Origin of the sequence: Thioalkalivibrio sp. ALJ7, from assembly GCF_000376865.1 — a bacterium.
Classification (GTDB): Bacteria; Pseudomonadota; Gammaproteobacteria; order Ectothiorhodospirales; family Ectothiorhodospiraceae; genus Thioalkalivibrio.
In genome coordinates this window covers 44,647-62,500 of the sequence record NZ_AQXQ01000005.1, presented here as the reverse complement: position 1 = coordinate 62,500, position 17,854 = coordinate 44,647, and the positions used below count along the sequence as shown (strand labels likewise).

The 17,854-nt window shown below is 62.9% G+C and carries 16 protein-coding genes; 8 read left to right on the top strand and 8 right to left on the bottom strand.

All coding sequences use genetic code 11. From position 1 onward, the window contains the following. Nucleotides 1–13: 13 nt before the first annotated feature. The 4 genes from fabF to fabD form a co-directional block, all read right to left on the bottom strand. Entirely contained in the window at nt 14–1,234 is a 1,221-nt protein-coding gene (gene fabF / locus D002_RS0101225) for a beta-ketoacyl-ACP synthase II (protein WP_018140095.1), read from the bottom strand. A 129-nt stretch (nt 1,235–1,363) separates the two neighbouring features. Continuing rightward, on the bottom strand, nt 1,364–1,603 hold the full coding sequence (gene acpP / locus D002_RS0101220; protein ID WP_017941560.1) for an acyl carrier protein: 240 nt from the start codon (nt 1,601–1,603) through the stop codon (nt 1,364–1,366). 128 nt (nt 1,604–1,731) lie between these two features. Beyond that, nucleotides 1,732–2,469: a 3-oxoacyl-ACP reductase FabG gene (fabG, locus tag D002_RS0101215; protein ID WP_018140094.1), complete on the bottom strand. Its 738-nt coding sequence runs from the start codon at nt 2,467–2,469 to the stop codon at nt 1,732–1,734. Nucleotides 2,470–2,519: 50 nt separating this feature from the next. Further along, nucleotides 2,520–3,467, bottom strand: a complete 948-nt coding sequence (gene fabD / locus D002_RS0101210; protein WP_081610797.1) for an ACP S-malonyltransferase — start codon at nt 3,465–3,467, stop codon at nt 2,520–2,522. Nucleotides 3,468–3,675: 208 nt separating this feature from the next. On the opposite strand from fabD, the gene infA reads away from it, so the two are divergent. Further along, on the top strand, nt 3,676–3,894 hold the full coding sequence (infA, locus tag D002_RS0101205) for a translation initiation factor IF-1 (protein ID WP_012982660.1): 219 nt from the start codon (nt 3,676–3,678) through the stop codon (nt 3,892–3,894). 88 nt (nt 3,895–3,982) lie between these two features. Here the strand turns inward: infA and clpA are convergent, their stop codons facing one another. From clpA to icd, 3 genes are all read right to left on the bottom strand, one after another. Continuing rightward, nucleotides 3,983–6,256, bottom strand: a complete 2,274-nt coding sequence (gene clpA / locus D002_RS0101200) for an ATP-dependent Clp protease ATP-binding subunit ClpA (RefSeq protein ID WP_018140092.1) — start codon at nt 6,254–6,256, stop codon at nt 3,983–3,985. Between the two features lie 5 nt (nt 6,257–6,261). Beyond that, on the bottom strand, nt 6,262–6,588 hold the full coding sequence (gene clpS, locus D002_RS0101195) for an ATP-dependent Clp protease adapter ClpS (RefSeq protein WP_018140091.1): 327 nt from the start codon (nt 6,586–6,588) through the stop codon (nt 6,262–6,264). 108 nt (nt 6,589–6,696) lie between these two features. After that, nucleotides 6,697–7,953, bottom strand: coding sequence for an NADP-dependent isocitrate dehydrogenase (gene icd, locus D002_RS0101190; protein ID WP_018140090.1), 1,257 nt, complete (start codon nt 7,951–7,953; stop codon nt 6,697–6,699). Nucleotides 7,954–8,103: 150 nt separating this feature from the next. Between icd and D002_RS0101185 the strand changes: the two genes are divergently transcribed. From D002_RS0101185 to D002_RS0101155, 7 genes are all read left to right on the top strand, one after another. Further along, on the top strand, nt 8,104–8,568 hold the full coding sequence (locus D002_RS0101185; protein WP_026181432.1) for an NUDIX domain-containing protein: 465 nt from the start codon (nt 8,104–8,106) through the stop codon (nt 8,566–8,568). Beyond that, nucleotides 8,565–9,674: a tRNA 2-thiouridine(34) synthase MnmA gene (gene mnmA / locus D002_RS0101180; protein WP_018140088.1), complete on the top strand. Its 1,110-nt coding sequence runs from the start codon at nt 8,565–8,567 to the stop codon at nt 9,672–9,674. The genes D002_RS0101185 and mnmA overlap by 4 nt, the downstream gene beginning before the upstream one ends. Nucleotides 9,675–9,747: 73 nt before the next feature. Further along, nucleotides 9,748–10,377: a high frequency lysogenization protein HflD gene (hflD, locus tag D002_RS0101175; RefSeq protein WP_018140087.1), complete on the top strand. Its 630-nt coding sequence runs from the start codon at nt 9,748–9,750 to the stop codon at nt 10,375–10,377. A gap of 16 nt (nt 10,378–10,393) precedes the next feature. Further along, nucleotides 10,394–13,147, top strand: a complete 2,754-nt coding sequence (gene acnA, locus D002_RS0101170; protein ID WP_018140086.1) for an aconitate hydratase AcnA — start codon at nt 10,394–10,396, stop codon at nt 13,145–13,147. A gap of 66 nt (nt 13,148–13,213) precedes the next feature. After that, the gene (locus D002_RS0101165) at nt 13,214–13,546 is read left to right on the top strand and encodes a hypothetical protein (RefSeq protein ID WP_026181431.1); all 333 of its coding nucleotides are present in this window, start codon (nt 13,214–13,216) and stop codon (nt 13,544–13,546) included. Then, nucleotides 13,543–14,382: an HDOD domain-containing protein gene (locus tag D002_RS0101160; RefSeq protein ID WP_018140084.1), complete on the top strand. Its 840-nt coding sequence runs from the start codon at nt 13,543–13,545 to the stop codon at nt 14,380–14,382. Before D002_RS0101165 ends, D002_RS0101160 begins: the two co-directional genes overlap by 4 nt. Before the next feature lie 28 nt (nt 14,383–14,410). Continuing rightward, a complete protein-coding gene (locus tag D002_RS0101155; protein ID WP_018140083.1) occupies nt 14,411–16,381 on the top strand; it encodes a bifunctional diguanylate cyclase/phosphodiesterase in 1,971 nt (656 codons plus the stop codon). A 47-nt stretch (nt 16,382–16,428) separates the two neighbouring features. Here D002_RS0101155 and D002_RS0101150 read toward each other — a convergent pair whose 3' ends face one another. Next, nucleotides 16,429–17,811 (bottom strand): lyase family protein, encoded by a 1,383-nt coding sequence (locus tag D002_RS0101150; protein ID WP_018140082.1) that lies wholly within the window; start codon nt 17,809–17,811, stop codon nt 16,429–16,431. Nucleotides 17,812–17,854 lie beyond the last annotated feature (43 nt).

Genomic DNA, 17,854 nt, shown 5'->3' with positions numbered 1-17,854 from the left:
CGGCGACCCGCCGTCAGATGCTGCGGAACACCAGAGTGCCGTTGGTGCCGCCAAACCCGAAGGAATTGGACAGGCCGACCTTGGTGTTCATGTCACGTGCCTCATTGGCCACATAATCCAGGTCACACCCTTCGCTGGGGTTTTCCAGGTTGATTGTCGGCGGTGACACTTGATCGCGCAGCGCCAGGGCGGTAAAGACGCCTTCGATGCCCCCGGCAGCCCCGAGAAGATGCCCGGTCATCGACTTGGTGGAGTTCACCAGGAGTTTGCGGGCATGGTCGCCAAAAGCCTTTTTCAAGCCTTGCGTCTCCGCCAGGTCGCCGGCCGGGGTCGAGGTGCCGTGGGCATTGATATACCCGACCTCTTCCGGATTGACGCCAGCATCCTTCAGCGCGCGGTGCATGCACTTGGCGGCACCCGAGCCATCCTGGATCGGCTGTGTCATGTGATGCGCATCCGCATTCCAGGCGAACCCGGCCAGTTCGCAGTAAATATGGGCCCCGCGTGCCTTCGCGTGCTCGTATTCTTCCAGCATCATCACGCCGGCCCCGTCACTGAGCACGAACCCGTCGCGTTCCTGATCCCAGGGACGCGAGGCGCGTTGCGGGTCATCGTTGCGCGTGGAGAGCGCCCGCGCGGCGGCAAAGCCGCCAATGCCCAGCGGGGTGGTGGCCATCTCGGCGCCACCCGCCACCATTGCGTCGGCGTCGCCATAGGCGATCATGCGCGCGGCGTCCCCAATGTTGTGGGTACCCGTCGCACAGGCCGAGACGATGGAGATATTCGGCCCCTGCAGGTTACGCATGATGGAAAGATTGCCCGCCACCATGTTGATGATGGCACTGGGCACGAAGAAGGGAGAGATCTTTCGGGCCCCACCCTTCAGGTATGCCCCATAGGAACGTTCGATGTACGGCAGACCGCCAATGCCGGAGCCGATCGCGACTCCGATTCGATCGGCGTTCTCCTCGGTCACCTCGAGTCCGGAATCGTCCAGGGCCTGTAGCCCGGCCGCGATCCCGTACAGGACGAAGGTGTCCATCTTCTTCTGGTCTTTCGTCGGAACGTAGTCGTTGGCCTCGAAGTCCCGGACGGCGCCGGAAATCTTTACCGGCATTTCCGAGGCATCGAATACATCGATGGAGGAAATGCCGCTTTTGCCGGCCTTGATGTTGTTCCAGGCCTTGTCGATGGTGGATCCGACCGGGGAGACAATCCCCAATCCGGTAATCACGACACGTCGTTTAGCCAATGATGTTCTCCTCGAAAGACTGAAATACGCGGTCAGCGAAACGACGAAGGGCCGCCCTGCGCACAGGAAGGCCCGTTCGCGTTCTATCCCAACGCCCGAAGGCGAAGGGGATCAATCCTTCATGTGCTCGTTGATGTAATCGATCGCCTGCTGCACGGTGGTGATCTTCTCCGCCTGCTCGTCGGGGATCTCCGTCTCGAATTCCTCTTCGAGCGCCATCACGAGTTCCACCGTGTCCAGCGAATCGGCGCCCAGGTCGTCGACGAAGGCGGCCGCGTTGGTCACGTCCTCTTCCTTGACACCCAGTTGCTCGACAACGATTTTCTTGACGCGTTCTTCAATGCTACTCATGGTTCAGAAATCCCCTTCGGTGTGAGGCGGCTTCGTTGAAAGGTCCGCCATTCTAGAGAAAAGCCCCGCCGCGATCTAGCGATAAGCGCCGCGGGACGTGCGGGCGGCCCTCGGCCGACCCGCCGTGATCAGTGCATGAACATGCCGCCATTCACGTGCATGGTCTCGCCGGTGATGTACCCGGCCTCCTCTGACGCAAGGAAATTCACCGCGGCAGCAATCTCCTCCGGAGCGCCGAGGCGTCCCAGCGGGATCTGGCCCAACAGGGCCTGTTTGGTGTCATCACCCAGCTCACGGGTCATGTCGGTATCGATGAACCCCGGCGCCACCGTGTTCACCGTGATGTTGCGGCTGCCCACCTCACGGGCCAGGGAGCGGGCAAAACCGGCCAGCCCGGCCTTGGCCGCAGCGTAGTTGGTCTGCCCGGCGTTGCCCGAGGAGCCCACCACGGACCCGATCAGGATGATTCTCCCGCGGCGCAGCTTCATCATGCCCTTCATCAATCGCTGGGTGAGACGCACGGCGGCGGAGAGGTTGGTCTCGATAATCGCATCCCATTCCTCGTCCTTCATGCGCATGAACAGGTTGTCGCGCGTAATACCCGCGTTGTTCACGAGCACTTCGATGGGCCCTTCCTGCTCCTGGACGGCCTTCAACCCTGCGGCGACCGATTCCGCGTCGGTTACATCCATCGCGATACCACGCCCTCCCCACGCCTGCAGGGCCTCGGTGATGCGGTCTGCGCCGCCGTCGCTGGTCGCGGTGCCCACCACCTGCAGACCCTGTTCAGCCAGGCGTCGCGCGATGGCCGCGCCAATCCCGCGGCTCGCACCAGTCACTAGGGCTACACGTTTGCTGTCGGACATGGGGTTCGCCTTTACGTAATTGAATAGTCGGTATGAGCGGTCGCTTGCGGTCAGTTCGCCGCAAGACGGTCGATCGTGGCCCGCAGCGTGTCGCGGTCGGCTACGTCGAACAATTCCAGATCGCGGTCGATGCGCTTGGCCAGCCCGGTCAATACCCGCCCCGGCCCGCACTCGACCTGCACGCCCGTCCCAAGCTCGCGCAATCCGCGGATGGTCTCGACCCAGCGTACCGGACGATAGAGTTGGGCGGCCAGGTTCGCCTTGATCGCCTGCGCGGATTCGGCCGGTGCCGCTGTCGCATTTTGCCAGACGGCAATGGTAGGCGAGTTAAAGGTGGTGTTGTCCAGCGCGGCCTGCAGGCGCTCGGCCGCCGGACGCATCAGGGCGCAGTGAGAGGGTACGGACACAGGCAGCTTCAGGGCGCGCTTGGCACCGGCATCCTTCGCCGCACCCACGGCGCGTTCCACCGCGGCGACATTGCCAGCGATCACAACCTGACCGGGCGCGTTCAGATTGACCGCTTCCAAGACCTCGCCATTCGCATGCGTCTCGCACAGGGCTCGCACGGCATCGTCGTCGAGTCCGAGGACGGCCGCCATCGCACCCTCGCCCTCCGGAACGGCCGCCTGCATCGCGTGGGCCCGTTCGGCCACCAGGCGCACGGCATCCGGGAAACGGAGCACGCCGGAAGCGACCAGTGCGCTGTACTCCCCGAGGCTGTGGCCGGCCACGGCTTGCGGGCGTGCATCGGTGTGTTCACACAGCAGGCGCCAGGTGGCAACGCCAGCGGCCAGCATCACCGGTTGGGTCCACTCGGTCTGGTTGAGTTGCTCCACCGGGCCGTGCTGACACAAGCTCCAGAGGTCGGCGTCGAGACAGTCCGAGGCCTCCTGGAAGGTGTCTCGGACAATGGCATGATCATCGCCCAGATCGGCCAGCATGCCGGTGGACTGGGATCCTTGTCCTGGAAATACGGCGGCCCAAGAAGTCATCGTCATTCGTCAATAATCTCGCGCGTGAAAGCGCGCGTAGTGTAGGCGGTCGGGGAAAGGTCGGCAAACCGCCAAGGTCTTGGGTGGTTGCCCCCGGCCCCATTCATTTGCGGCCCCTGAACGACTGGAAACCAACGCAGCCCGCGGCATGACTTGTGTTCCGGCGGTGCATCCGGATAATGTCGCCACCTTGATTCAATACGAGAGGGACTGTATGGCGAAGGAAGACGAAATCGAGCTTGAGGGTACCGTCGTTGAGACGCTCCCGAACACCACCTTCCGGGTGGAGCTCGAAAATGGGCACACGATCACAGCGCACATCTCCGGAAAAATGCGTAAGCATTACATCCGGATATTGCGCGGTGACAAGGTGATCGTGCAGATGACGCCCTATGATCTGACCAAGGGTCGTATCGTCTACCGCAACAAGTAAGTCCCTCGGCCACGAAGAAGCCCCGGCCAGACCGGGGCTTTTTCGTTTGTGGGCCTTCCGTGGCCGATGTGTTGGTCCCGATTCTGCGTCAGGAAGACACGGCGGTTTCCTGGATATCCAGCTCCAGACCGGACTCGCCCAGGCGCACAACGACTTCCCCGCCACCATGCGCCAATCGTCCGAATAGCAGTTCGTCGGCCAGTGGCTTCTTGATGTGCTCCTGCAGGGTACGCGCCATCGGCCGCGCACCCATCTTGACGTCGTAACCATGCTCGGCGAGCCAGGCTCGGGCCTCTGGCTCCACGGTGAGGTGCACCTTCTTTTCGTCGAGCTGCGCCTGCAGCTGGATCAGGAACTTGTCGACGACGTTCAGGATGGTTGCCTCATCCAGCGGTCCGAACTGGATGGTTGCATCCAGGCGGTTACGGAACTCGGGCGTAAAGGTGCGCTTGATGGCCTCCATCGCATCACTGGAGTGATCTTGCTGGGTGAAGCCCACCGACGGACGGCTCGCCTGTTCGGCACCGGCATTTGTGGTCATGACGAGGATCACGTTGCGGAAGTCCACCTCGCGGCCATTGGTGTCGGTTAGCGTGCCGTGGTCCATAACCTGCAGCAGGACATTGAACACGTCCGGGTGGGCCTTTTCGATCTCGTCCAGCAGCAGCACCGAGTGCGGATGTTTGAGGATGGCATCCGTCAGCAGTCCGCCTTCGTCGTAGCCGACATACCCGGGCGGCGCCCCAATGAGACGCGAGACGGTGTGCCGCTCCATGTACTCCGACATATCGAAGCGGGCCAGGTGAATACCCATCTGTTGTGCCAGTTGCCGGGTCACCTCCGTCTTGCCGACCCCGGTCGGACCCGCGAACAGGAACGAGCCGATCGGTTTGTCCATGTCCCCGAGGCCCGAACGCGCCATCTTGATGGCCGTGGCGAGCGTGCCAATGGCCTCGTCCTGCCCGAAGACGGTCATCTTCAGGTTGCGGTCGAGGTTGCGCAGGGTCTCCTTGTCGGAGCTGGACACCGACTTTGGCGGGATCCGTGCGATCTTGGCCACGATCGTCTCGATGTCCTGCACGCCGATGGTCTTCTTGCGCTGACTTGCAGGCAACAACTGACGGCTGGCGCCGGCTTCGTCGATCAGGTCGATGGCCTTGTCCGGCAAGAATCGATCGGTGATATAGCGATCGGCCAGCTCCGCCGCCGCACGTAGTGCCGGTTTGGTAAAACGCACGTTGTGGTGCGTCTCGAAGCGGGATTTGAGACCACGCAGGATTTGCTCGGTCTCGTCCACTGTTGGCTCCGGTACCTCAATCTTCTGGAAGCGACGGGCCAGGGCGCGATCTTTCTCGAAGATCCCGCGATATTCCTGGTAGGTGGTCGAACCGATGCACTTTAACTCGCCAGAGGCGAGCACGGGCTTGATCAGGTTTGAGGCATCCATGACCCCACCGGAAGCCGCACCCGCGCCGATAATCGTGTGGATCTCGTCAATGAATAGCACCGCGCCGGGCTCCTTCTTGAGCTGCGCGAGCACGCCTTTCAGGCGCTTCTCGAAGTCGCCGCGATACTTGGTGCCGGCGACCAGGGCCCCGAGATCCAGGGAGTAGACGGTGGCCGATTCGATCGCTTCCGGGACCTCTTCATCAACGATACGTCGTGCCAGCCCCTCGGCGATCGCCGTCTTGCCCACCCCGGCCTCACCCACCAGCAGCGGGTTGTTCTTGCGACGGCGGCACAGGATCTGAATGGTGCGTTCGATCTCGTGATCGCGACCAATCAGCGGGTCGATCTCGTCCTTGCGTGCCTTGTCATTGAGGTTGGTGGCGTAGAGCTGCAGCGCGTTGGTCTTTTCCTCGCGCTCGCCTTCCACCGGCTCGGCCTGTGACTCGTTCGGACCGGGCTGTGCGCCCAGTTCATCCTCCCCCACCTTGGATATGCCGTGGGAGATGAAATTGACTACATCGAGGCGCGAGATGTTCTGCTGGCCGAGCACATACAACGCTTGGCTGTCCTGCTCGCCGAACAGGGCCACCAAGACATTTGCACCGGAGACCTCCTTGCGTCCGCTGGACTGTACGTGGAACACCGCCCGTTGCAGCACCCGCTGGAACCCCAGTGTGGGCTGTGTTTCGCGCGCATCGTTGGGTGGGATGCGCGGCGTATTCTCGTCAATATAGGCTTCCAGTTCGTCGCGGATGCGATCAAGATCGCCGCCGCAGGCCCGCAGCACCGTGGCCGCGCTGGGATTTTGTGCCAGCGCCATCAGCAAGTGCTCCACGGTCACGAACTCGTGGCGTTTCTCGCGGGCCTCCTTGAAGACCATGTTCAGGCTGAATTCGAGTTCCTTGTCGAGCATGGGAGTCAGGCCTCCTCCATCGAGCAAAGCAGTGGGTGCTGATGACTGCGGGCGTAGTCGTTCACCTGCGCCACCTTGGTCTCGGCTACGTCTCGGGTAAAGATGCCACATACTCCCTTGCCGCGCGTATGCACGTGCAGCATCACCCGGGTGGCCTTTTCGCGATCCATGCTGAAGAACGTCTCCAGCACTTCGATCACGAACTCCATCGGCGTGAAATCGTCGTTGAGCAACACCACCTTGTACTGTCGTGGTGGCTTGAGCTCCGGCCTCGATTCTTCGACCGTTACCGAGTCGTCTCGATCGGGGTTTTGGGGCTTGTCATCACTCATCGGTCGAACTCACGAACTCAGCGGTTACTCGTTTGGGTGCCTTCCATCCTCGAATGGTTCCGGGCTGAGGCCAAGTGCCCTTACGGACACTCCGACCACCCGACCCGGTTACATGTGCTTGATCATCGCCTCGCCGAATGCCGAGCAGGCAATCGGCTCGACACCGTCCATCAGACGCGCAAAGTCGTAGGTCACTTCTCCCGCACTGATCGCGCCGCCCATGCCCTTGACCACCCGATCGGCGGCCTCCGACCACCCCAGATGCCGCAGCATCATTTCAGCTGACAGGATCAATGAGCCGGGGTTCACCTTGTCCTGGCCGGCGTACTTCGGCGCGGTCCCGTGGGTCGCCTCGAACATCGCCGTGGTATCCGACAGGTTCGCACCCGGGGCGATGCCGATGCCACCCACCTGGGCGGCCAGCGCATCCGAAATGTAGTCGCCATTGAGGTTCAGGGTGGCAATCACCGAGTAGTCTTCCGGGCGCAGCAGGATTTGCTGCAGGAAGGCATCGGCGATCACGTCCTTGATCACGATATCGTTACCGGTCTTCGGGTTCTTGAAGGTCTGCCACGGGCCACCGTCCAGGTCCTTCGCGCCGAACTCCTCGCGCGCCAGCTCGTAGCCCCAGGCCTTGAATGAGCCCTCGGTGAATTTCATGATGTTGCCCTTGTGCACCAGGGTCACCGATGGGCGATCGTTGTCGATCGCGTACTCGATGGCCTTGCGCACCAGGCGCTTGGTCCCCTCGCTGGATACCGGCTTCACACCAATCCCCGCGCTGTCCGGGAACCGAATCTGGGTCACGCCCATCTCGCCCTGCAAGAAGTCGATGACCTTCTTCACCTCCGGCGTGCCGGATTCGAACTCGATCCCGGCATAGATGTCCTCGGAGTTCTCGCGGAAGATGACCATGTCGGTCTTCTCCGGCTCTTTCAGCGGACTTGGCGTGCCATCGTAGTAGCGCACCGGACGCAGGCAGACATACAGGTCCAGCTTCTGGCGCAGGGCGACGTTCAGCGAACGGAAGCCGCCGCCGACCGGGGTCGTCAGAGGGCCCTTGATGGACACGCGGAAGTCCTTCACCGCCTCCAGGGTCTCATCCGGCAGACCGGAGTCATCGGTGTAGACCTTCGTCGCCTTTTCCCCGGCATAGACCTCCATCCACTCGATGGCCCGCTTCCCGCCATAGGCCTTTTCCACGGCCGCGTCGGTGACCCGGCGCATCACCGGGGTGATATCCACACCAATCCCGTCACCCTCGATATAGGGGATCACCGGATGATCCGGTACCTGCAGCTTCCCCTGGTCGTCGACGGTGATGCGTTCGCCCTTCTCCGGGACCTGAATGTGCTGATAGGCCATGCCAACTCCTTGTGCGGAACTTCAATCGGTGAATTCGGTGCGTTCACCCCGATTATACATAGGGGCCCGGGTTTTCCGGTGTCCGACAACGCCGCGATCGACTGATCCGGCATGCCGGTCTCACCGGTGGCCTGCGTTATCATCCGCGCCATGACCGACCGCCTCCCCTGCCATATCACCGTAGCCGCCGTCATCGAGCGTGATGGCCACTTCCTGTTCGTCGAAGAAACCGACGCCGGACGCCGGGTACTGAACCAGCCCGCGGGCCACCTGGAAGGCGGCGAAGACCTGATCGAAGCCGTGATCCGCGAGGTTCGCGAGGAGACCTGCCTGGACTTCACGCCCGAGGCGACGTTGGGCTGCGAACTCCTGGAACTTGCCACCGGTGGCGTCATCCTGCGTGTCGCCTTTTGTGGCCCAGTCACCGATTCGCCTGCTCCTGGACCTCGTGATCCCGCCATCCAAGCCCTGCACTGGCTCACACCCGAGGCCGCCGAGCGCGAGTGGTCCCTGCGCAGCCCGCTGGTACTGCGGAGCATCCGGCGCTATCTCGACGGCACCCGATTCCCCCTGGAGGCCGTCGCCGGACGTGTTCGGGCGGCAACGACGCCATGAGCCGCGGCGAGCGCGTCATCGTGGGCCTGTCCGGCGGCGTCGATTCGGCCGTCGCGGCTAGCCGCCTGCTGGAGGCCGGCTACCGGGTCGAAGGCCTGTTCATGAAGAACTGGGAGGATGACGACGACGCCGAGTACTGCGCCGCGGAGGCCGATTACGCAATGGCCCGCGAGGTCGCGGACTGTCTCGAAATCCCGCTCCACAAGGCCAACTTCGCCGAGGACTACCGCCAACGGGTATTCGCCCAGTTCCTGCATGAGTACGAAGCGGGCCGCACCCCCAACCCGGACATCCTCTGCAACCGCGAGATCAAGTTTCGTTCGTTCCTTGATCACGCCCGCGATCTGGGCGCTCGCTGGATCGCGACCGGGCATTACGCGCGGGTGCGCCACCACGCGGACTACAGCGAACTGTGTACTGCCGCGGACACCAACAAGGACCAGACCTATTTCCTGCACACCCTGACCCAGGAGCAGCTGCGCCCCGCCCTGTTCCCGTTGGGCGACATCCCCAAGGAGCAGGTCCGCGAGCGGGCGCGCGAGCTGGGCTTGCCTAATCATGCCCGCAAGGATTCCACCGGCATCTGTTTCATCGGCGAGCGCCGTTTCCGCGATTTCCTGGCCCAGTATCTCAAGGCCCCCGAGGGCGAGATGCGAACGCCGGATGGGCGGGTCGTCGGTCGGCATCAGGGCCTGATGTTCTATACCCTTGGGCAACGCCAGGGCCTCGGGATCGGGGGGATCGACGGCTTCGCGGAGGCCCCGTGGTATGTCGTCGACAAGGACCTGCCGGGCAATGCCCTGGTGGTCGCGCAGGACCCGCAGCATCCCCTGCTGATGAGCCCGTCGCTGACCACCGAACCGGTGCACTGGATCCACGGCGCCCCAGGGCTGGACGAACCCCTGCAGGCCCGATTACGGCATCGTCAGCCCCTGCAGGATTGTCGGATCCAGGCACTGGATGCCGCTGGGGCGACGGTGGTCTTCGATATCCAACAGCGCGCAGCGACCCCGGGGCAGTCCATCGCCTTCTATCGTGGCGATGTTTGTCTCGGCGGCGCGGTCATCGCCACCCGAACAACGGGCCAATCGTCGCCTCATCCGTGAGTATGGGAGGCCACTTCCGGTATAGTGGCGGCTCCCTGTTGACCCGATCGACCCACCCAAGGAATCCACTGGCTTGGACCGCTCCGATCATAACCGCACCCTGGCGCTGGCAGCCCTCTTCCAGTGCGCAAGCCTGGTCAAGGATCTTGCCTGGCGTGGCAGCTGCGACGAATACGAATTCGAAGTCCTGGTCGGGAGTCTGTTCGCCTTCGACGCGGAGACGCCGGAAGCGGTCTATCGCGAGGCCGTCAGCCTGCGCAGCGGCCTGGAACGGATCGAGAGCCAACTGCAAAACGGGAGCAAGCCGCCGGATATGGAGATCACCCGCTACGCCATCGGGCTGATCTTTCTCGAACGCAAGCTGCAAAAACGCGACGACATGCTGCAAAAGCTGACCGACGGGCTGCAGGGTGCGCAACGCCAGATCGACTACTTCCATATCGCGCATGAAAGCGTGATCGCCCGACTCGCCGAGGTCTACAAGGAGACCATCTCCGAACTCGGCCCACGCATCATCGTGCAGGGCGAACAGAACAACCTCTCGAACCCGGAAACCGCCGCGCGCATCCGTGCGCTGCTGCTGGCCGGGATTCGGGCTGCGGTCCTCTGGCGCCAGGCCGGAGGTTCGCGCTGGAAATTGCTTTTCGGCCGTAAGCGGCTGATTCGAGAAGCCAACAACATCCTCAATCGACTCAACACCTGACCGCGGAAGACGCATCATGAGCCACGCAGATCCGAAGAATACCCGCTCCCTCTCCGCTGGCGGCCACGAGTGCCGTTATGTGCCGATCACCGACGACCCGCGAGCAAAAGACCTGCCCTTCGCGCTGAAGGTGTTGCTGGAGAACCTGCTGCGATTTGAAGACGAGCGCACGGTGCGCCGCGCCGATATCGAGGCGCTGCTCGACTGGGATCCGAAGGCCGAGCCATCCCAGGAGATCGCCTTTCGTCCGGCGCGCGTGCTCCTGCAGGACTTCACCGGGGTGCCTGCAGTCGTCGACCTGGCCGCGATGCGCGATGCCATGGAGGCGCTGGGGGGCGATCCGAAGAAGATCACCCCGCTGCAGCCGGCGGAGCTGGTGATCGACCACTCGGTGCAGGTGGATGCCCACGGCAACGCGAACGCGATGAATCTGAATGCGGAACTCGAGTATTCGCGCAACCGCGAGCGCTACAGCTTCCTCAAGTGGGGGCAGCAGGCGTTCGACACCTTCAAGGTTGTGCCCCCGGATACTGGCATCGTCCACCAGGTAAACCTCGAGTACCTGGCGCGCACGGTGTTCGTGGACGACAAGGCCGAGGGCGGGTGCATGGCCTTCCCCGACACCCTGGTCGGGACCGATTCACACACCACCATGATCAACGGCCTGGGCGTGCTCGGCTGGGGCGTGGGCGGCATCGAGGCCGAGGCCGCCATGCTCGGTCAGCCCATCTCCATGCTGATCCCGCAAGTGGTGGGCTTCCGGGTGACCGGCAAGCTGGCCGAAGGCGCGACCGCGACCGACCTGGTGCTGGTGATCGTCGAGATGCTGCGCAAGCAAGGCGTGGTGGGAAAATTCGTCGAATTCTTCGGCGACGGCCTGGCCGACCTGCCGCTAGCCGACCGCGCGACCATCGCCAACATGGCGCCGGAGTACGGTGCGACCTGCGGCATCTTCCCGATCGACGATGAAACCCTGACCTATCTGCGCCTGACCGGGCGCGAGGCCGGACACATCGAATTCATCGAGGCCTATGCCAAGGCCCAGGGCATGTGGCGTGACGACAATGCGCCGGTGGCCCGCTACAGCGATCTGCTGGAGCTGGACCTGTCCACCGTGGAGCCCAGCCTGGCCGGACCCAAGCGCCCGCAGGACCGTATCCCGTTGAGCCAGGCCGGCACGACCATCAGCCGCCACCTGGACACGATGCTCAAGGAACGCGAAAGCGGTGCCGACGAGCCGGCCGAGGCCGAGCGCTTCGCCGCCGAGGGTGGGCATACCGCAGTGGGCGTGGAACACCAGGCGGAAGAGCCGCACCACACCGCGATCGAGATGGATGGCGAGACCTTTACCCTGGATCACGGCGACATCGTGATTGCCGCAATCACCTCCTGCACAAACACCTCCAACCCGTCGGTGATGCTGGGTGCGGGCCTGGTCGCCCGCAAGGCCCGTGAACTCGGCCTGCAAGTGAAGCCGTGGGTAAAGACCTCGCTGGCCCCCGGCTCGCGCGTGGTGACCGATTACCTGCAGAAGTCCGGGGTCCTGAAGGATCTCGAGCACCTGGGCTTCCATGTGGTCGGCTACGGCTGCACCACCTGTATCGGAAACTCCGGCCCACTGCCGGAACCGATCAGCGAGGCGATTATCAAGGATGATCTGATCGTCAGCTCGGTGCTCTCCGGCAACCGCAACTTCGAGGGGCGCATCCATTCCGAGGTGCAGATGAATTTCCTGGCCTCGCCGCCGCTGGTGGTGGCCTACGCCCTGGCCGGTCGCAGCAACATCGATCTGTACAACGACCCGATCGGCGAGAACGCCGAAGGCCGCGCGATCTACCTGAAGGACATCTGGCCGACCACCGAAGAGGTGCGCCAGGAAGTCGCGAATCACGTGGGCGCCGGGAGTTTTACCAGCGCCTACGGCGATCTTTATTCCGGAGAGGATCGCTGGCGGAACCTGGAGGCCCCGAAGGGCCAGCGCTATGACTGGCAGGAAGATTCCACGTACGTGCGCAACCCGCCTTATTTCGAAGGGATGAGCATGACACCGAAACCCTGGAACGACATCCAGGGCGCGCGGGTGCTCGCGCTGCTGGGGGATTCGGTCACCACGGACCACATCTCCCCGGCCGGTTCCATCGCCAAGGACAGCCCGGCGGGCCGCTACCTCGAGTCCAAAGGGGTGAAGCCGGCCGACTTCAACTCCTATGGATCACGGCGCGGAAATCACGAGGTGATGATGCGTGGCACCTTTGCCAACGTGCGCCTGCGTAATCTGCTCGCGCCGGGAACCCAGGGCGGTGTGACGCAGCACCTGCCGGATGGCGAGCCCATGTCGATCTACGACGCCGCGATGCAATACCAGGAAGAGGACACGCCCCTGATCGTAATCGCGGGACAGGAGTACGGTACCGGCTCCTCGCGTGACTGGGCCGCCAAGGGCACGCTGCTGCTGGGCGTGAAGGCAGTAATTGTCGAAAGCTACGAACGCATCCACCGCTCCAACCTGGTTGGCATGGGCGTACTCCCGTTGCAGTTCCTTCCGGGTGAGAACGCAGCCAGTCTCGGCCTGACCGGCCGCGAGACCTTCAGCATCACCGGCGTGGAGAACGGGACGTCCCGAGAAGCCACGGTCACGGCAGTAGGCGATGACGGCCAGCGCAAGACATTCACGGTCCGCGTGCGTCTGGACACGCCGCAGGAAGTGGACTACTTCCAGCACGGTGGCATCCTGCCCTATGTGTTGCGCCAGCTCGCGGCTTCGGCATAAGGTCTGCCTATGGGACGGCGGATTTCCACGGAGGCGATACAGTCCGGGCAGACGCTGGCAACGGCCGTGCATGATCGGTCCGGCCGGCTTCTGATCCCTGCTGGTATGGTGCTTCAGGACAAGCAGATCCGCGTGTTGCTGTCTTGGGGCATCAGTACGGTCGAGGTCGTCGAAGACGAGCAGGATGCGGCGAACGATGCCCAGGACAAGGCGACCGAGCAGGTTGCCGAGGCCTATCCAACCCCGGAGATGGAAGCGCAGGCAGACACCATTCTGGCTGAGCGCTTTCGCCACTGTGACGCCTCGCGCCACCCCATGGATGGCTTCTACCAGATCGCTCGCACGCAGCTGCTCGACGAGCTCATGCGTCGCGGTCATAAACGTCGGAGTCCAGAATGACGGTCGACGAGTTTCTCGATCAGGATGACGCGCTCTGCAGCTTTTCCGGCAGCTACAACACGATCTTTACACGCCTTAACGATCCGACCGCTAACGTGGCCGGCATCACCGAAGCAGTCGAACTCGACCCCACCATTGCCGCCAAGACGCTGCGGATGGCGAACTCGTCGCTGTACGGCTTCCCCGAACCCATCGACACCCTGCACCGTGCCGTCTCGATCATCGGCATGCAGCAAATGCGGCAGATCGTGATGTCCACTATCGTGATCCAGCACTTCCGCGGCCTGCCGGTAATTGGCGTCGACATGGAGTCGTTTTGGCGCCACAGCATTGCGGTCGGAGTCCTCAGCCGCTCCATCGCGCGTTTCCGACGCGAGGCGAACATCGAGCGCCTGTACCTTTACGGCATCATGCATGACCTGGGTCGGCTGCTGTTGTTTATCCGCCTCGGCACTCGTACCGAAGACCTGATCAACATCCGCGAACGGGATCAGTGTCTGTTGTTCGAGGCGGAGCGTGAACTCCTCGGCTTCGACCATGCGGCGATTGGCTCGGCCCTACTCGAACATTGGGGCATGGGCCCGGCGCATGTCGAAGTGACGCGATATCACCATGCCCCGGCGGACGCGCGCACCTTCCCTGTCGAGACCGCGATCGTGCATGTAGCCGACAGCATCGCCAATTCGCTCCGCCTGGGCTCTTCAGGTGAACGCTACGTACCCCCGGTCGCGCCCGAGACCTTCGATCGTATCGGTCTGGAGATGCCAGTTTACGAAGACATCATCGGCCACGCCCGTAAGCATCTTGAACAGATGCAGGCGATCCTCCTCGACTGAGCCGTATGCAGACAAAGGACGCAGTTGCATGAGCCCTTCGTATCGCACGCCCGAGGAGGTCAACGCCCTTCATGCGCGGATTCGCTTCCTCGAGGAGGCGCTGGAGGCCAATGCCTACGCGATGGACGTCCTTGCGTCGACCACCGCGATCTTTGGTGACACCGAGCGCAACCGCAGTCCCGAACTGATCATCCAGAACACGGTCGAGTCGATCCGACGGTTGCTTCCTGCGCAGGACCTGGCGGTGTACATCCTGGACAATGACTGCTCGTTCAATCTGGTCCACCAGGAACGCCCAGGGGCGTTGCAACCGGATCTGTCCGAAACGGTGGAACAACTAATCCTGGACGGCCAGTTTTCCTGGGCCTTGCACCAGAATCATCCCGTCTGCCTCCCCTCGCCTGTGCAAGGCGAGAGCGTGATGCTGCATGTGATCTCGACGCGCACCCGTATTCGCGGCATGTTCGTGGCGCGCTTCTGTCAGTCAGAGCTGCAGCGCTACGAAATGATTCTTTCGACCTTGACCATGGTGCTGTTCAATACCGCCTATGCGCTGGAAAGCGCCGACCTCTTCCAGATCATGGATCGGCGGCAAAAGGCGCTGCAGAGGATCACCGAGCGCCAGTCACGCGAACTGCTGCATCACATGTCGCACGACTCGCTGACCAACCTGCCGAACCGGATGCTGTTCAGCGACCGCCTATCCCAAGCGATGGAACGCCACTCCGATACGACCGGCGTGGGCCACGTGGCGCTGATCCTGCTGGATCTGGACAACTTCAAGCGGACCAACGACTCGCTCGGCCACCGGGCGGGCGACGAGCTGATCCGAAAAGTCGCCCAGGATCTCTCCGCGGTGCTGGACCATGCCCGCGAACGTTCCGGTCGCCATTTGCGCACGACCCTCTCACGCCTGGGTGGAGACGAGTTCGGCATCCTGGTGGAGGATACCCAAGGGCTGGAAGGGGTTGTCCGGCTGGTCACCGATATCGTGCGCAAGACGGCAACCGAACGGCAGATCTTCGACCAACCCGTGGTCAGCAGCGTCTCCTGCGGGATTGCGGTCTACCCCTACGACGGCGAGGATGCGGACACGCTGCTGGGCAATGCCGATGCCGCGATGTACGAGGCCAAGCAGCGGGGGCGCAACGGATTCCGGTTCTACACCCAGGACCTCAATTCCCGAACCTTCCGCCATTTCGAACTGGAAAACGAACTCGGTCAGGCCATCGCCAACGATCAGCTCGTGCTGCATTACCAGCCCAAGGTTGAACTCGCAACCGGCCGCATCATCGGCGCCGAGGCGCTGATCCGTTGGCAACACCCGACTCTGGGCCTCCTTCCCCCCAGTCACTTCATCGAACTTGCGGAGGCCATGACCTTGATCGAAGAGATCGGCGAATGGGTCCTGAAGCAGGTTTGCAAGGATCTGAAATCGCTCGGGATGAACGCCGACTCGACGAGCGCTGACTCACTGCTCCGCGTGGCGATCAATGTATCGGCCCGGCAACTGCGCCAACCGGATCTCGCGGGTAATTTTCATCGCATCATCCAACAGATGGGCATCCCGCCGCGTTGCATCGAACTGGAGCTGACGGAAACCACCATCATGGATGATCCACAGGGTGCCGTACGGGTCTTCCAGCGACTGCGCCAGGCGGGAATGTCGCTGGCGATCGACGATTTCGGGACCGGGCACGCCTCTCTGATGCAGCTCAAGCAGCTGCCAGCCGACACCCTGAAGATCGACCGCTCCTTCGTGAAGGATCTCGATCAAGGCGAGGAGCATTCCCAGATTGTCCGCGCGATCGTGCTCATGGCCAGAACCCTGGGCCTGGACGTGATCGCAGAAGGGGTGGAGACACCGCGCCAGGCGGAGATCCTGCAGGATCTGGATTGCCATACGGCCCAGGGATACTACTTCTCTCGCCCCGTTCCATTCGACGATTTCCAAACCCTGCTCCGCCAGGGCGTGGAACTGCCCGCCGAAACCGCCTGAAGCAAACGCAATCGATCAGGTGCCGAGGAGCGTCTTGGCCGAGAAGGCTAGTCGTCTTGTGGATCCGTCAATACAGCCGGATCCAGCAGCGCTTCCAATCGTGCGCGCGGGATATCGGTGTGTTCCTCGGCAACATCCAGGATCGGGCGACCGCTGGCGTAGGCCTCTTTGGCGATGCGCGCACCCGCCTCGTAACCGATTTCCGCATTCAGTGCCGTCACCAGGATCGGATTCCGGTCCAGGGCCTCTTTCAACACTGCTTCGTTCACGGTGAACCCTGCCATCGCCCGATCCGCCAGGTGTTCCGCGGCGCGGGCCAACAGACCCACCTGATGCAGGAGGTTGTCGGCGATCAGAGGCAGCCCCACGTTCAACTGAAAATTGCCACCCTGCCCGGCCGCTGCGATCGCGGCATCCAGACCCACCACTTGCTGGGACGCCATAATCACCGCCTCGGGAATCACCGGATTCACCTTGCCAGGCATGATGGAACTCCCGGGTTGCAGCGCCGGCAAGGCGATTTCGCCCAGGCCGGCCAGCGGGCCTGAGTTCATCCAGCGCAGATCGTTGGCGATCTTGATCAGGCTGGTCGCCACAGTCCGCAGTTGACCGGAGAGTTCCACTGCAGTGTCCTGGCTGGCCAAGGCGGTAAAGCCGTTGGCTTCTCGGACGAACTCGATCCCGGTGCGCTCGGCCAGACGGCGGGCGACACGATCGCCAAATTCCGCTGGGGCATTGATGCCGGTCCCCACCGCCGTGCCGCCAATCGCCAGCCGGTTCACCCGGACACGCGTGTCGCGAATGCGCTCGAGGTCCAACTCCAGTTGCGTCCGCCAACCGGAAAGCTCCTGGCTCATCCGCAGCGGCATGGCATCCATCAAGTGAGTGCGTCCAGTCTTCACCACGCCGGTGAGCTCGCCTTCACGGCGTGCAATCACCGCAATCAGATGGCGTAGCGCGGGGAATAGCCGCTGTTCGAGTTCGGTCGAGGCGGCGACGTGCAAAGCGGTGGGAATCACGTCATTGGAGCTCTGCGAGCGGTTTACGTGATCGTTCGGATGCACCGAGGTCGCGTCGGTGGAGGCCAAGCGGGCAAGCACCTCGTTCATGTTCATGTTGCTACTGGTGCCGGACCCGGTCTGGTAAACGTCAACCGGAAAAGCCTCGGCATGCTCGCCACTGACGATCTCTTCGGCCGCCGCGACGATGGCACCGGCCACCGCCTCCGGGAGCTGCCCCAGCGCCTGATTCGCTTCGGCGCAGGCTGCCTTGGTTTGCGCCAGAGCCCGAATAAAGGCCGCCGGCAGGGCCCGGCCGCTGATCTGGAAGTTGTCCACCGCACGCTGGGTCTGGGCGCCCCACAGGGCCTTCTCCGGGACCTCCACCGGTCCGAGACTGTCCTGTTCCTGACGCATTGCGGGCTTCGACATGCCTTCCTCCTGGTTTGCTCGGCGCGGTCGTGCGGCTTGCACA

Bases quoted from the DNA above. Each gene is read 5' to 3' on its own strand.
- acpP (WP_017941560.1), bottom strand. From the start codon at position 1,603: ATGAGTAGCATTGAAGAACGCGTCAAGAAAATCGTTGTCGAGCAACTG.
- fabG (WP_018140094.1), bottom strand. From the start codon at position 2,469: ATGTCCGACAGCAAACGTGTAGCCCTAGTGACTGGTGCGAGCCGCGGG.
- fabD (WP_081610797.1), bottom strand. From the start codon at position 3,467: ATGACGATGACTTCTTGGGCCGCCGTATTTCCAGGACAAGGATCCCAG.
- infA (WP_012982660.1), top strand. From the start codon at position 3,676: ATGGCGAAGGAAGACGAAATCGAGCTTGAGGGTACCGTCGTTGAGACG.
- clpA (WP_018140092.1), bottom strand. From the start codon at position 6,256: ATGCTCGACAAGGAACTCGAATTCAGCCTGAACATGGTCTTCAAGGAG.
- clpS (WP_018140091.1), bottom strand. From the start codon at position 6,588: ATGAGTGATGACAAGCCCCAAAACCCCGATCGAGACGACTCGGTAACG.
- icd (WP_018140090.1), bottom strand. From the start codon at position 7,953: ATGGCCTATCAGCACATTCAGGTCCCGGAGAAGGGCGAACGCATCACC.
- D002_RS0101185 (WP_026181432.1), top strand. From the start codon at position 8,104: ATGACCGACCGCCTCCCCTGCCATATCACCGTAGCCGCCGTCATCGAG.
- mnmA (WP_018140088.1), top strand. From the start codon at position 8,565: ATGAGCCGCGGCGAGCGCGTCATCGTGGGCCTGTCCGGCGGCGTCGAT.
- acnA (WP_018140086.1), top strand. From the start codon at position 10,394: ATGAGCCACGCAGATCCGAAGAATACCCGCTCCCTCTCCGCTGGCGGC.
- D002_RS0101160 (WP_018140084.1), top strand. From the start codon at position 13,543: ATGACGGTCGACGAGTTTCTCGATCAGGATGACGCGCTCTGCAGCTTT.
- D002_RS0101155 (WP_018140083.1), top strand. From the start codon at position 14,411: ATGAGCCCTTCGTATCGCACGCCCGAGGAGGTCAACGCCCTTCATGCG.
- D002_RS0101150 (WP_018140082.1), bottom strand. From the start codon at position 17,811: ATGTCGAAGCCCGCAATGCGTCAGGAACAGGACAGTCTCGGACCGGTG.